Source organism: Roseibium sp. 10G30-5 (genome assembly GCF_055809635.1).
On sequence record NZ_CM147918.1, the window covers coordinates 3,377,030 to 3,390,653 of the forward strand.

Below are 13,624 nucleotides of genomic sequence, written 5' to 3' on the forward strand. Positions count from 1 at the left end.
CTCTCCACGTGCAATTGAAGAGGGCAGTCGATATGCTGCCCTTTTTTCCTGCACGTCCGGTCTTGCGAGACATCGAAAATCAGGTGATCGTTCATGTCGTATTCAGGCGCAAGGGGTTACACAGGCTCCTTAAGACTGTCCCGGAAGGTTGATCTTGTCCCTCAAGCGACTTTTAAAGGGGTGGTGCCCTCAATCAAAGATCGAATGGATCTCGGAATGCCTTCTCTCAAACGTCTGATTGTCGCCGGTTCTCTGCTGTTGCTGCCGCTGACAAGCTTGTCGGTTCAGGCAAAGTGCCTGTCTCAGGCCGAAGCGCGGGCGGCGGTTTCGAGCGGGAAGGCCCAGCCATTGGGGGCTTTGAAGTCGCGCGTGCATGGCCAGATCGTCAAGGCGGCCTTGTGTGAGGAGGGCGGGCAATATGTCTATCAGCTCACCATCTTGCAAAATGGTCAGGTGAAGATGATGTCGGTCAGCGCCAGCCGGTAGGCAGAGCGCAGTCCGGCGGACGGCGATTGCTTTCAGCCAAAAGCCTGAACAGCAAAATCTTGAAACTTTGAAGAAGGACACCAGAATGCGCGTGCTCATTGTCGAGGATGACAAGGATCTGAACCGTCAGTTGGTCGATGCTCTCGGCGAAGCTGGATACGCGGTCGATACTGCCTTCGACGGCGAGGAGGGGCATTTTCTCGGCGATACGGAGCCTTACGACGCCATTGTTCTGGATCTGGGACTGCCCAAGCTCGACGGCCTCTCGGTTCTGGAACAATGGCGTCGCGATGAACGAACGACTCCGGTTCTGATTCTCACGGCGCGTGATCGCTGGTCGGACAAGGTCGCGGGCATTGATGCAGGCGCAGATGATTATGTCGCCAAGCCCTTTCACATGGAAGAAATTCTGGCACGCGTGCGGGCGCTTGTGCGTCGCGCTGCGGGTCATGCCTCCAATGACCTCACCTTTGGATCCTTACGGCTTGATCTGCGGGCCGGGCGGGTGACGCTGGATGGCAGTCCCATCAAGCTGACGTCGCATGAGTACCGGCTCCTGTCTTACCTGATGCATCATCAGGGCAAGGTGATTTCGCGCACTGAGCTGACAGAGCATCTCTACGAGCAGGATTTCGATCGCGATTCCAACACTGTCGAGGTGTTCGTTGGCCGTCTGCGCAAAAAGATCGGCTCGGATATGATCGAGACCGTCCGGGGGCTTGGCTACCGGCTCGGGGAGCCTGCGGATGCTTGAAAGTTTAAGCGAGGTCGGTGAAGACACCTCCGCGCCCAAACGCAAGATGTCATTGTCGCTGCGGTTGGTTGTGGTCGCGGCGATCTGGTCTGTTCTGGGGCTGGCGATTGGCGGCACTGTTCTGGTGGCCTTTTACCGAACGGCTGGTGAGCGGGCCTTTGATGCGCAACTGGATGTCTATATCCGGGCGATCGTTGGCCAGATTATTCCTGATCCGACTGACCCGGATCCCAAAAAATCCGATGGACTGGAAGATCTGCTTCAGGCCCCCAAGGCATTGGCGCAACCGCGCTTCTCGCTGCCTTTGTCCGGATGGTACTGGACGATCACAGCCTCCAAGAGCAGTTCGATCCTGTCATCCTCGCCGTCCTTGGTGGGGGATGATCTGAAAGTTCAGCCGATGGGAAATTCGATCATTCATGCCAGTTTCGAGCGCGGTCCGGCGGGGGAGGAGTTGCGTGTCATGCAGCGTCGTATCCGCTACAAGGGTGCCGGCTACATCATCACGGTTGCAGCGGAGACCAAGGATTTCCGCGCGGACGTTTATGCCTTTGCCAAACAGGTGATCTTCACATTGATGGTGATTGGCGCAGGCCTGGTTGGTGCGGTCTTTTCCAGGTTCGCCTTGGACTGCGCCCCTTGAAGAAGTTGCAAGCCTCTCTCTCGGCAGTGCGCAGCGGCGAGGCGAGTTATATCGACATGGATCTTCCTGTCGAATTGTCGCCGCTGGCCATTGAGTTGAATGGCCTTATTCATTCCAACCGTGAGATTGTCGAGCGGTCACGCAAGCATACGGGCAATCTTGCCCACGCCCTCAAGACGCCGCTGAGTGTTATCGCTAATGACGCGCGTGCAGAGGAGGGGCCGTTTGCGCGCAAGGTGGACGATCAGGTTCAGGTCATGCGCACCCAGATTCAGCATCATCTGGAGCGGGCGCAAATGGCGGCTCAGCGGCGTGTCATTGGTGTCAGCACGGAGGTCGAGCCAGTGGTGACGCGATTGGTGCGCGCCATGAACAAGATCTATCGCGAACGCTCTGTGGTGGCGACCGGAAGCTGGCCGGAGGATCTGCGATTTCGCGGCGAACAGCATGATCTGGAAGAGATGGTTGGTAATCTTCTTGATAACGCCTGCAAGTGGGCACAATCCTCGGTCACAGTCTCGACACGAAAAAAACTTTTTGATCGGAACGGAAAGGCTCTGTTTGAGTTAACCATACAAGACGATGGGTCTGGGTTAAGCGATCTTCAACAAAAAGAAGCCATGAAGCGCGGCAAGCGCCTTGATGAGACAGTGCCGGGAACGGGACTTGGACTCTCGATTGTCGCGGAATTGGCGGAATTGTATGGTGGGCAGCTTGAGTTGGGCAGGGCCGAGGCCGGAGGCCTGAAAGCTTCTTTGTTTTTGCCTTTGGTCGAGTGATCAGAGCTTCGTGCCGGACCATGGTTTGAATTTTTGAGTGGGGTGGAGTTTACTTTTGCCGGACATTAGATGTTTCGTCCGGACGCAAGATTGGCTCCCTTCCACACACCTGATAATGAAAAGATGAATGTATCCTGCCAGGCGGTTGCCGGGTGAACAAGGGTCACAGATATCTTGAGTGATGGACCCTTCGCTATGTCGACAGGAAACGGAATGACATTGAACAATAACGTCCGGGATTCGGCAGATATGCTGTCACTGCCTCTTCTTCGCACCATCGCCCTGATTATCCTGATTGGTGTCCCGTTGTTGTCCGGTTGCATGGGGCTATCCCATGGCATGAAGTCTGGCTTCTGGCATCATGATGTCAGTCAGAAGCAGCTCAAGACCATTGGCTCCGAGCATGAAAGTGCGCTCGCCTATCTTGCCAAGAGTGATGCGGGGCGTGATCTGACACAGGAAGATCGCATGGAGGCCGTCAAGGCTCAGCACAATGCCCTGCGGCTCAATCAGGCCGGTGTTTCCGTTCACTGGAGCAACAAACGCACCGGCAACGATGGCGAAGTTCGCCCTGGCCCGCTGTATCAGGTGAACGATACAACCTGTCGTGAATTTACCCATCAGATCAACGTGGGTGACAAAACCAGCAATGAGCGCGGAATTGCCTGCGAACAGGGTGGTGGAAGCTGGAAGACCTTGAACTAGGGGCGGAACCATAACTGCGCTTTATGACATACAGGAAAGATAGATCAAACTGCTCTTTCTGTGTCGTTGAGATGTCTTGAAAATCGGGTGTTTTCTGTGCATCCGCGCCTAACAGGCAGGAAAATCTGCTCCGACCATTTGAAACGCATGTATGGGGCCTCACCCAAAGGCAACTGCTGCGATTGATGATGACCAAAGACCGAGATGCTGGCCCGCCAGAATCTCGGTTTTCTATTTTATGTTTGCCTGAACGTCATTTCTATTCGGAGTGCGTCGGCGTACGGGGCGATGGCCTGTCAAATGTGATTGAAAACGCAACGATTGCTTAAAAAATAAGGGATATCACTTGAAGCTCGAGTCATGAGGACCGAGGCGGTGGCGTTGATAAAATATTCACGGACCAAAGGCATATAAGCGAGCTTATATGGCCTGTTTTTTGTCTACCGGAAATATTTTTCAATGACCGACTGCCTTGAGAGCGATCCAACGGAATCGTGACCATGACCTATCGGCTAGGGGAAACCCTGTGTTTGAAAGTCTTTCGTGAGCGCTCATGGCAAAAGCTGACCCGGTTCAAAAGAAAGTCAAAGATTACTTGCAGGGGTTGAGCCCTCGCGCTTTGGACATGGTCGTGCGCAAGCTTGAAACATCACGCGCACAAGGCTCTGGCGACCCGCATCTGGAAACCATTCTCAACCTTGCACTTGGACTGGTCCGCACACCCGAATTGGTGGAGGTCGTCAAAAATCAGGATCTATCCGTACATCGGGAAAACAAGATCCAGCGCCTTTTTTTGAACCGCTTGATTCTTTCATCATCGGCGAATATCTGCCGCAGAAACAGACGGGCCGCATTCATCGCGCCATGCTCAATCGCATCTGGAGCTGGCTTGCTCAGGATGTGCTTGCGCGTGACATGTCGATGATCGTCAAGACGCTGACGACCTGCAGGATGTTGCGGAGGAGCGTGTCGACAACATCATCAACGGCTTGCGACGCCGGTCTGTGGAGGCCATCCAGGAACGCTTCGACCTGATGCAGAATTCGCACAAGGAAGATCAGCGCGCTCGGGTTGCTATGGGCGGTGCGCGCGGCGTTGAGGAATTGCGCGATGTGGTTCGGGTGTTCGAATCTCAGGGCTGGCTGAGGCCTTTTCTTCATGCCATTCCACCGAGCATTGCGGCCCTGCAATTTCAGCAGGACGAAAAGCTGCTGCGGATCGTCCGCAAATGCACCTCAACCTTTCCCGGAGCGACGCCTCTGGTGGCCGCGGCGCTGCTTGATCGGGCATTGCAGCCGTCAAGCCTGTGCAGTCTGGCGACCCGACTGGCAGCGAGTGATGATGCTCGGATTATCGGCGGATCGACCTTTTCACCCTTTGTCGACATGGTGCTGAGTGAAGCAGAGAGACTGCATCTTTTGGCCGAACATCACCGTATTCACAACCCTGATCCGGTTGGGTTTTCAAAAGCGCTTCATGATTATCAAGGCCTGGTTCGCGGTGTTGAGTTTGATCTGGATCTGTCGTTGGAAAAACGCTGGCACCAGCGTCTGTCGGAAACCAAGAAGGATATCTCCAAGATCATCAGCGAGGAACTCGCCAACGCTCATGGCGCGGTCCGCAAGGCGCTGCAAGTGCCCTCTATTGATGCGAATGGACAATTCAGTGTCGATTCCCACGCTATTGATGAGGCCGTGCGGGCCCTTCAGGTCGTGGTGATGGTGCGCGGTGGCTCGCAAACCTTTGCAGTCAACGATATGGCCAAGCGGACGCATCAAGCGGTCGAGCAGACCTTGGAAATTGTCACGAGGTCGTTGATCTCTGATCTGGCGAAAAAGCGCGGGCGGCAGCAAGACGCACATTTGTCATCGGTAGACGCGGCGATCATGATGTCCGAGATCTACTTCGGCGATGATTACGCCAAACAATTGCGGCGCAGTCGGCGAAGCGCGCTCAGTGGTGCAAGCGACAATGCAATGGACCTGATCGATCTGCCGAAGTCGACGGCGTCCTCGCACGCGCACTCTGCCTGATACGCGTCAATTTGCCATCGGCCGGATTTTCCCGGACATCCCTCGGCCAAGGCTTTCAGACCATCAATTTTTCTCAGGTCAATCGCATCATCTGCGTTGATCAAGTCCGGGTCAGGCTGTCGTGAAGCGGGCCAAAATGCTTGCTTTTAGCGTTAAGATCATATGTATTCTGCATCATGATTTTCTGGATCCTGATCGCGACGCTGACGGCCGCAGCAGCGCTGTGCATCGTGTGGCCGATGGTTTCGGCAGTCTCTCGCCAGAATTTACAAGATCATGATTTATCACCAGATTCTTATGTTTATAAGCAGCAATATCAAGAAATAGAGCGTGAGCAAGTAAACGGTCTGATTGACGCAGAAAGCGTTGCTGCGGCGCGGATCGAGATTGGTCGCCGGCTTCTGGCGTCACAGCGTCGACATGGACGCCGCGCGGGGACAGGCGAGGCGGCAATTGCGTCGACATCTGGCGCGCGATTGCGCATCGTTGTTACGGCCATTGCTCTGATCGGTCTGCCACTTGGAAGTCTGTTGCTCTATCGGTTCATCGGCGCTCCGGGCGTGCCCGATGATCCCCTGCAGGCGCGCCTTGAAGCCGCACCGCAAACGCAGAACGTGGCGGAGTTGGTTAGACGTGTCGAAAAACAATTGGCCACTCATCCTGATGATGGTCGTGGCTGGGCCGTGATTGCGCCGGTTTACTTGCAACTTGGTCGCGGGCGTAATGCCGTGATGGCTTACGACAAGGCCAATCTGTTGCTGGGGCCATCGGCGCAGCGATTGATTGGGCTGGGGCGCGCGTTGATGATGCAACATAATGGCAGCCTCACATCGATGGCGCGCAAGGCCTTTGAAAAAGCTGTCAGCCTGCGGCCGGATGCGCCCGAGCCGAAAATCTATCTGGCGATGGCTTTGACGAAGTCGGGCGAGACGGAGCTTGCCATCAAGGCGTGGAAAGCGGTTCTGACCTTTCCGAATTTGCCCGATCGCTGGGCCGAATTATCCCGCAAGACACTTGCTGGCACTGGAAGAGTCTGTCAACAAGTCGGCAGCCACACCAACATCGCTGTCCTTGCAATCGATCGATCATCCTGACGATACGTCTCACTTGTCAAATCCCGATGCGGCACAGGTGCAGGCCATGTTGAAGCTATCAGGCAGCGCTCGTGACCGCGCTGTTCGCGCCATGGTCTCCGGTTTGGAGCAACGCTTGCATATGTCAGGCGGTACACCCGCAGAATGGGCAAGATTGGTGCAATCCTATAAGGTTCTGGGAGAGGCAAACAGGGCCAATCACGCTTTGCAGGATGCGCGCCAGATCTTGCAAAAGACGCCGGACGCCTTGACAGCGTTTGAGCGTCTGGTCGCCGCACAGTCACCGGAAGCAGATCATTTGGAAACGGGCAGTGGGCGCAGTGCATCTGCACCAGAGGGTGCGGCGTCCCTGAAAGAAGAGGCAGGGGCACCATGACGAGAAAACAACGTCGCCTGAGTTTGATTGCCTCGGCTGGTGGTGTTCTGGCGCTTGCCCTGGAATAGCGCTTTACGCCTTGCGCGATGACATTGTTTTCTACCGCACACCGTCCGAATTGGCGCAGATGGCTGACCCTGCCAGTCAGAGTTTCCGTGTGGGCGGTCTGGTCGAGAAAGGCAGTGTCGTGCACGGTGAAAATGCAAGGGTGTCCTTTCGCATCACGGATGGCGCGGCGACGCTGGGGGTTGATTACAAGGGATTGCTGCCGGATCTGTTTCGTGCAGGCTATGGGGTTGTCGTGGAAGGCAAGATGCAGCACGACGGTCGCTTCCAGGCGGAAACAGTACTGGCCAAACACGATGAGCGCTATATTCCGAAGGATGTTGAGGAAACGCTCAAGAAAAATGGTGTTTGGGAGGGCAAAAGCTGATGCGAGGGGTGGCGGCAGCACGACACACCGCATCTGAGGCAGGCTTGGGAGCTAGCGGATGATCATTGAGCTCGGCCATTATGCTCTGGTGCTGACACTGGTTCTCAGTCTGGTGCAATCCATTTTTCCAGTGATCGGGGGCATGCGTTCCGATGCCGGGCTGATGGCTATGGCGCGGCCTGTTGCGCTTGCCATGTTTGCACTGGTGGCCTTGGCCTTCGCCTGTCTTGTCTTCGCTTATGTGACGTCCGACTTCTCTGTCATGAACGTTGCGGAAAACTCCAGCTCGACCAAACCCTTACTGTACAAGATTACCGGAGTCTGGAGCAATCATGAAGGCTCCATGTTGCTTTGGGTACTGATCCTGGTGTTCTTCGGCGCGCTGGTGGCGGCCTTCGCTCGCAATCTGCCGCGGGACCTGTGTTCTGTGACCCTTGGCGTGCAGGCATGGATCATTTTCGGGTTCGTGCTGTTCATCCTGATGACGTCCAATCCGTTTTTGCGGTTGGTCAACCCTCCGATGCAGGGCAATGGCCTCAACCCGGTTTTGCAAGATGTGGGGCTGGCGATCCACCCACCGCTGCTCTACATCGGCTATGTTGGTTTCTCGATGACGTTTTCCTTTGCCGTTGCGGCTCTGCTTCTTGGGCGCATTGATGCGGCATGGGCACGCTGGGTTCGTCCGTGGACGCTGCTGGCCTGGATCTTTCTGACGCTCGGCATCGCTATGGGGTCTTACTGGGCCTATTACGAGCTTGGCTGGGGAGGCTGGTGGTTTTGGGATCCGGTTGAGAATGCGTCTTTCATGCCGTGGTTGGCGGGGACAGCTCTTCTTCATTCGGCGCTTGTCATGGAGCGCCGCGAAGCCTTGAAGGTCTGGACTGTGCTGCTGGCGATTTTCACGTTTTCGCTGTCGCTGCTCGGCACGTTTCTGGTTCGCTCTGGTGTGCTGACCAGCGTTCATGCCTTCGCCACCGATCCAACACGGGGCGTCTTTATTCTTGCACTTCTGGCTGTCTTCATTGGCGGCTCATTGTCGCTCTATGCCTTGGCGTGCGCCATCGCTGCGACAAGGTGGTCTGTTTGCCCCAATCAGCCGCGAAGGCGGGCTGGTGCTCAACAATCTGTTCCTCACGGCGGCGGCTACCGCGGTTTTGGTGGGAACCCTCTATCCGCTGGCTCTTGATGTGCTGGTCGGTGAGAAGATTTCCGTCGGCGCGCCGTTCTTCAATCTGACGTTCGGTCCGATCATGGTGCCACTGTTGATCGCTGTTCCCTTTGGTCCCGTTCTGTCCTGGAAGCGGGGTGATCTGTTGGCAGCCTGTCAGCGGCTTTACGCTGCCTTTGCTGTTGCATTGCTGATGGTGCTTTTCCTGTTCTGGCTTTGGGGGGCGACACGCATCCTGACGCCGCTTGGTATCGGGCTTGCTGTCTGGCTGATGTGTGGTGCGTTTGCCGAATTGATTGCCCGCACGCGCCCGCTTGAGGTTGGTTTTGGACGCGCTTTCCAGAGGCTGCGCGGACTTCCCGGGTCGACGTTCGGCACGGCATTGGCGCATTTCGGGTTGGGGGTTTCCTTGTTGGGCATCGTCAGCGCCACATCTTTTCAGCAAGAGCAGATTCTGACCGTCGCTCCCGGTCAGACCGTGACGCTTGGAGGCTATCAAGTCACCTTCAAAGGCCTCAAGGACAAGAGAACCGCTGACTATAGCGCCCGTATCGCAACCCTTGATGTGCGTAAGGGGGGCGCGCTTGTGGCAATCCTGATGCCATCAAAACGGCTTTTTACCGGTCAGTCATCCTGGATGACGGAAACCGCAATCAACACCTCGGGATTTTCTCAGGTCTATGCGTCTTTGGGCAAGATCCATGAGGATGGCCGTGTTGATCTCAGTCTTTACGACAAACCGCTGATTACGTTGATCTGGCTTGGCTGCATCATTATGGCGTTGGGGGGGTGGTGTCGCTTGCGGATCGACGCTTGCGTGTAGGCGCGCCGCGCCCGGCCGCAAAGCATGCACCAGTCCCTCTGCCGACTGTGGATCAGCGCGAGGCGGCGGAGTAATCTATGAGTCAATGGATACGCCGGGCCTGCCTTCTGATTGCGCTTCTTGTGGCGAGTGGTTCGGCTGTCTGGGCCGTTGAGCCGGGCGAAATGCTTCAGGACAAGGCGCTGGAAGCACGGGCCCGCACGATCTCTTCGGAATTGCGCTGCATGGTGTGTCAAAACGAGTCTATTGATGCCAGTAATGCGGATCTGGCGCATGATATTCGCGTGCTGGTGCGCCAACGGCTGACGTCCGGGGATACCAATCAGCAGGTGATCGACTATCTCGTGGCACGCTATGGTGAATTCATTCTGCTTAAGCCAAGGCTTGAGGGGCGGACCCTGGCGTTGTGGAGTGCGGCGCCGCTGGTGCTGTTGTTCGGGGGGCTTTACATCTTCATGCGGACTTGGCGTGCGCGGCGCAGGCCACCGGAAGCAGCGGTCCTCCCTCCGCTAGATCGGGAAGAAGAAGACCAGTTGCGCCGTTTGCTGGAGCAGCAAGACTGACAGCCCTGCCTTTTGAACGACACGTCTGGCGACCAAACTTCAGGAGGCTGCGGCCAGCCCTTCAAGGGTTCGCATACGCGCCTTGACAAACCGCAGTGCGCGCTGTGCATCTTCCTTGCGACACAGGGCGTATTCGGTCATCCAGCGCTCGGTCGACGCCGCGTTTGCCTGAAGCAGTTCCCGCCTTGCGCGACAGAATGCACCAAACTCGATTTCGCCAATATCGAGTGACTTGCAGAGCAGTGCGACACCGTCGATGTTCTGGTTCATGATGACATTCAGAACATATTTTTGGTCGATTTCGGCAAAAGCGGCCAAGAGATAGGACAGATCCAGTATTCGGGTTGATAGACTGAATTCGCGAAACACTTCATTCAGTTTTTGCTTGCCCGTGCGAATGTCCTGAATGGCGACTTTCGTCTCGATCCGCAGTCGCTTGCGATCCAGATGACTGCGGGCGACAATTTCGCCCGCCTCACACAGCAGGCTTTTGACCAGAACTTCGTTGCGATTGCGTATGTATTTGACCGTTGCGGCTTTTTCCGACGGCAATTGGTCAATCAGCGTTTCAAGGTGCTCATCGGTCAGGTCAGGCCGGTTGAGCATATTCGTCTGGATTTCTTCGTCCTTGCTGGCGAGCTTGACCAGAAATCTCGCTCCCCAGTTCGAGAGCTGGGCGCCCAGGTTATGCGACACACAGCGGCGCACAGGTGCTTCGCCGCGCTCGATTAGAACATCTGTGACCTGTGTTTCGAGATGATCGCGTTTGGAAATAGCCAGAAGGTGGCCCTGTCCCTTGACCTTGGCGACCTTGAGCAGGTCCTCCTGCGTCAGGGCGGGGGAATATTGCAGCATGTATTTAGCCACGATCAATGTGTCATTGGCGAGCTTGCGGGCAAGGTCCGGTGATACCTCGTCGAGGCCACTCAGGCCATCCGCGAGTTGGGCTCTTGCGTTTTCATCCACCTGATCGACCAGTCGTCCCATGATGCCATTGAACAGCGTGCGTTCTTCATTGGAATATTTGCTAGCATCATTGGAAAAAATAGAAAAGATCTCGTCGAGAAGCTGACGTCGGGTTCCTGGATCCTTATCCTTAGCAATTTCAACCAGACGCTTCAGCATTTTTCGCGCTCGTGAGTTTTTCATGTTCACTTGAAGTATGACTTCATGTTGATGAAGTTTGCTTTAAGTAACCTTCTAAAATTTGCATGTGGTAGCGGGTGGCGTTCAAAGGGGGCTGAATGCAGCTTTGTTCGGGCAAACTCTCCGGTGCTCTTGACGCCTGTGTTCGGGAGAGGCAAGAGCAGGTCATCATGACCTATCCGATCTTGTATTCCTTCCGCCGGTGTCCCTACGCGATGCGCGCGCGTCTGGCGATCCTTGCCAGTGGCCGCAGTGTCGAACTCCGCGAGATTGTCCTCAAGGACAAGGCATCCGCGTTTCTTGAGACATCGCCAACCGCCACTGTTCCCTGTCTTCGACTGGAAGACGGAACAGTGATTGATGAAAGTCTCGAGATCATGCTGTGGGCGCTTGAGGGCAATGACCTGGAAAATTGGCTGAGGCCGCAAACGGCAACCCGTGCCGAGATGCTTGCGCTGATCGGCGAGTGCGATGGTCCCTTCAAGACCGCGCTGGATCGCTATAAATACGACACGCGGTATCCGGAGGCCGATGCGTTGCGCGAGCGGGAGATGGCTGGCAGGTTTCTGACGGACCTGGATCAGCGTTTGAGCAACGGTGGCTGCCTGTTCGGAGTGCGACCCAGCTTGGCGGATTTCGCGATTCGGCCTTTCATTCGTCAGTTTGCGAATGTGAATCGTGACTGGTTCGACGATCAGTCTTGGGGATACCTGAAAAAATGGCTGACTGTCTTTGAAAATTCTCCGGCATTTCTGGCCATCATGGCGAAGCTTGAGAAATGGCAGGAAGGGAAAAAACCTCTAATTTTTCAACGGTCAAGATGGCTTGATCCGACGTGTGAAAAGGTTCCGTTTGCCTAAATTACAAAAGAGTAACCTCGCCGACAGGACGCTGTAAGACTTCAATCCCCATTATCAGTCTCGACAACGACGAAAGCCGGTTCAGTTGGCGTTTCGCGACAGACAAGTTGAAACCTTGAGGATGATGATGATGCAGCAGAGTTCGAAATTCGCAGCTTCTCGTACCCGGAAGACACGCCTTCTTGCTGGCGTCATGGGTCTTGCGCTGGCAGGTGCTGTTTCTTCCCAGACTGTTTTCCCGATTGATGTGGCGCATGCGGATCCTGTGAAGGTCGATGCTCCGGCGCCTGTCAACTTCACCAAGCTGGTGAAGGCTGTGCAGCCCGCTGTGGTGAGCGTCCGGGTGAAGGAAGAAATTGATTCCACCCCGACCGCTTTCGGCGGCAACATGGACGACTTCTTCGGAAACCTGCCGAAGGATCACCCTCTCTACAAATTCTTCCACCGCTTCGACCAGCAGCAACAGCAGCACGACGGTAAGGATGGTGGCGATCAGAAAAAAGAACATCACTATGGTCTGGCAGAAGGCTCTGGCTTCTTCATCTCCGATGATGGCTATCTGGTCACCAACCAGCATGTGATTGACCACGGCAAGACCTTCACTGTCGTGATGGATGATGGCACGCAGTATGATGCCAAGCTGGTGGGAGCCGACAAACGTACGGATCTGGCCCTGCTGAAGGTTGATGCAAAGCGCAAGTTCAAATACGTCGAATTTGCTCCCAAGGCACCGGAAGTCGGCCAGTGGGTCGTTGCCATTGGCAATCCGTTCGGTCTGGGCGGCAGTGTGACAGCCGGTATCGTCTCGGCCCGTGGCCGTGACATCGGTGCAGGTCCTTACGATGACTTCATCCAGATCGATGCGCCGGTCAATCGCGGTAATTCCGGGGGTCCTGCCTTCAACGCTCAGGGGCAGGTTATCGGCATCAACGCCGCGATCTATTCGCCCTCTGGCGGCAACGTTGGCATTGCCTTTGCCATCCCGGCTTCCACGGCCAAAGATGTCATTATGGACCTCAAGGATCATGGCAAGGTTGTGCGCGGTTGGCTCGGTGTTCATATCCAGCAGGTCACGCAGGATATTGCAGACAGCCTGAGTCTCGCCAAGCCTGAAGGAGCTATCGTTGCGGATCGTCAGGAAGGCAGCCCGGCAGAGAAGGCTGGCTTGAAAGCCGGTGACGTGATCACCTCTGTTGACGGAAACGAAGTGAAAGGGCCGCGCGATCTGTCCAAGATGATCGCGGCTTATCCGCCTGAATCCAAGGTGAAGATTTCGGTCTGGCGTGATGGCGCCAAGAAGGATCTCGAAGTCACGCTTGGCAAGCTCACCGAAAAGGCTTCCGCTGCAAAGTCCGTGGATCAACCCAATGCAACGGACACGACCCTGTCCAATCTCGGCATCACGCTGATGACGGCTCAGCAGGCCGGAATTGATGGTGACGGTGTTGTGGTCTCTGACGTGGATCCGGATGGCCCGGCTGCGGACAAGGGTTTGAGCCGTGGTGACATGATCGTTGAAGTGGCGGGCAAGAAGGTCAGCACACCTCAGGATGTTGCCAAAGCTGTTGCCGCAGCAAAGAAGGATGGTCGTAACGCTGTTCTTTTCCGGATCAACAGCAATGATGTCACGCATTTTGTGGCTCTGCCGATCACCAAGTCCAAAACCAAGTCCAAGGGCTAAACCCTAAGGACTGACAGCTCAGGCCCAGGTTACCCCTCCCTTGGCCTTCTCGACGAACCGGGTCTTGCGCTCCCCCTCAA

The 13,624-nt window shown here is 55.7% G+C and carries 13 protein-coding genes and 1 pseudogene; 13 read left to right on the forward strand and 1 reads right to left on the reverse strand.

What is annotated here, in order from left to right; genetic code table 11:
• Positions 1-216 precede the first annotated feature (216 nt).
• The 11 genes and pseudogenes from AC0L7U_RS17125 (at position 217) to AC0L7U_RS17175 (ending at position 9,857) form a co-directional block, all read left to right on the forward strand.
• Positions 217-486 (forward strand): PepSY domain-containing protein, encoded by a 270-nt coding sequence (locus AC0L7U_RS17125; RefSeq protein ID WP_473692403.1) that lies wholly within the window; start codon positions 217-219, stop codon positions 484-486.
• Positions 487-571: 85 nt separating this feature from the next.
• Positions 572-1,240 carry a response regulator transcription factor gene (locus AC0L7U_RS17130; protein ID WP_473692405.1) on the forward strand — a complete coding sequence of 223 codons (669 nt, stop codon included), beginning with the start codon at positions 572-574 and terminating at the stop codon, positions 1,238-1,240.
• Entirely contained in the window at positions 1,233-1,883 is a 651-nt protein-coding gene (locus AC0L7U_RS17135; RefSeq protein ID WP_473692407.1) for a hypothetical protein, read from the forward strand. Before AC0L7U_RS17130 ends, AC0L7U_RS17135 begins: the two co-directional genes overlap by 8 nt.
• A complete protein-coding gene (locus AC0L7U_RS17140; RefSeq protein ID WP_473692409.1) occupies positions 1,880-2,662 on the forward strand; it encodes an ATP-binding protein in 783 nt (260 codons plus the stop codon). Before AC0L7U_RS17135 ends, AC0L7U_RS17140 begins: the two co-directional genes overlap by 4 nt.
• Positions 2,663-2,875: 213 nt before the next feature.
• The gene (locus AC0L7U_RS17145; RefSeq protein WP_473692411.1) at positions 2,876-3,367 is read left to right on the forward strand and encodes an RT0821/Lpp0805 family surface protein; all 492 of its coding nucleotides are present in this window, start codon (positions 2,876-2,878) and stop codon (positions 3,365-3,367) included.
• A gap of 989 nt (positions 3,368-4,356) precedes the next feature.
• On the forward strand, positions 4,357-5,400 hold the full coding sequence (locus tag AC0L7U_RS17150) for a hypothetical protein (RefSeq protein ID WP_473692413.1): 1,044 nt from the start codon (positions 4,357-4,359) through the stop codon (positions 5,398-5,400).
• A 176-nt stretch (positions 5,401-5,576) separates the two neighbouring features.
• The gene (gene ccmI / locus AC0L7U_RS17155) at positions 5,577-6,494 is read left to right on the forward strand and encodes a c-type cytochrome biogenesis protein CcmI (protein ID WP_473692414.1); all 918 of its coding nucleotides are present in this window, start codon (positions 5,577-5,579) and stop codon (positions 6,492-6,494) included.
• A 46-nt stretch (positions 6,495-6,540) separates the two neighbouring features.
• Positions 6,541-6,870: a hypothetical protein gene (locus tag AC0L7U_RS17160; RefSeq protein WP_473692416.1), complete on the forward strand. Its 330-nt coding sequence runs from the start codon at positions 6,541-6,543 to the stop codon at positions 6,868-6,870.
• Positions 6,871-6,949: 79 nt separating this feature from the next.
• Entirely contained in the window at positions 6,950-7,303 is a 354-nt protein-coding gene (ccmE, locus tag AC0L7U_RS17165; RefSeq protein ID WP_473692418.1) for a cytochrome c maturation protein CcmE, read from the forward strand.
• Between the two features lie 58 nt (positions 7,304-7,361).
• Positions 7,362-9,368 (forward strand): annotated as a pseudogene (locus AC0L7U_RS17170) (heme lyase CcmF/NrfE family subunit).
• Between the two features lie 3 nt (positions 9,369-9,371).
• Positions 9,372-9,857 (forward strand): cytochrome c-type biogenesis protein, encoded by a 486-nt coding sequence (locus tag AC0L7U_RS17175; RefSeq protein ID WP_473692420.1) that lies wholly within the window; start codon positions 9,372-9,374, stop codon positions 9,855-9,857.
• A 39-nt stretch (positions 9,858-9,896) separates the two neighbouring features.
• Here AC0L7U_RS17175 and AC0L7U_RS17180 read toward each other — a convergent pair whose 3' ends face one another.
• Positions 9,897-10,982, reverse strand: coding sequence for a DUF2336 domain-containing protein (locus tag AC0L7U_RS17180; protein WP_473692422.1), 1,086 nt, complete (start codon positions 10,980-10,982; stop codon positions 9,897-9,899).
• Positions 10,983-11,101: 119 nt separating this feature from the next.
• On the opposite strand from AC0L7U_RS17180, the gene AC0L7U_RS17185 reads away from it, so the two are divergent.
• Both AC0L7U_RS17185 and AC0L7U_RS17190 read left to right on the forward strand, forming a co-directional pair.
• Complete coding sequence (locus AC0L7U_RS17185; protein WP_473692424.1) at positions 11,102-11,863, forward strand: glutathione S-transferase; 762 nt, start codon at positions 11,102-11,104, stop codon at positions 11,861-11,863.
• Between the two features lie 130 nt (positions 11,864-11,993).
• Positions 11,994-13,544 (forward strand): Do family serine endopeptidase, encoded by a 1,551-nt coding sequence (locus AC0L7U_RS17190; protein ID WP_473692426.1) that lies wholly within the window; start codon positions 11,994-11,996, stop codon positions 13,542-13,544.
• Positions 13,545-13,624 lie beyond the last annotated feature (80 nt).

What these genes read in the sequence shown, in the direction of transcription:
- AC0L7U_RS17125 (WP_473692403.1), top strand. Translation starts at nt 217, where the DNA reads ATGCCTTCTCTCAAACGTCTGATTGTCGCCGGTTCTCTGCTGTTGCTG.
- AC0L7U_RS17130 (WP_473692405.1), top strand. Translation starts at nt 572, where the DNA reads ATGCGCGTGCTCATTGTCGAGGATGACAAGGATCTGAACCGTCAGTTG.
- AC0L7U_RS17135 (WP_473692407.1), top strand. Translation starts at nt 1,233, where the DNA reads ATGCTTGAAAGTTTAAGCGAGGTCGGTGAAGACACCTCCGCGCCCAAA.
- AC0L7U_RS17145 (WP_473692411.1), top strand. Translation starts at nt 2,876, where the DNA reads ATGACATTGAACAATAACGTCCGGGATTCGGCAGATATGCTGTCACTG.
- ccmI (WP_473692414.1), top strand. Translation starts at nt 5,577, where the DNA reads ATGATTTTCTGGATCCTGATCGCGACGCTGACGGCCGCAGCAGCGCTG.
- AC0L7U_RS17160 (WP_473692416.1), top strand. Translation starts at nt 6,541, where the DNA reads ATGTTGAAGCTATCAGGCAGCGCTCGTGACCGCGCTGTTCGCGCCATG.
- AC0L7U_RS17175 (WP_473692420.1), top strand. Translation starts at nt 9,372, where the DNA reads ATGAGTCAATGGATACGCCGGGCCTGCCTTCTGATTGCGCTTCTTGTG.
- AC0L7U_RS17180 (WP_473692422.1), bottom strand. Translation starts at nt 10,982, where the DNA reads ATGCTGAAGCGTCTGGTTGAAATTGCTAAGGATAAGGATCCAGGAACC.
- AC0L7U_RS17185 (WP_473692424.1), top strand. Translation starts at nt 11,102, where the DNA reads ATGCAGCTTTGTTCGGGCAAACTCTCCGGTGCTCTTGACGCCTGTGTT.
- AC0L7U_RS17190 (WP_473692426.1), top strand. Translation starts at nt 11,994, where the DNA reads ATGCAGCAGAGTTCGAAATTCGCAGCTTCTCGTACCCGGAAGACACGC.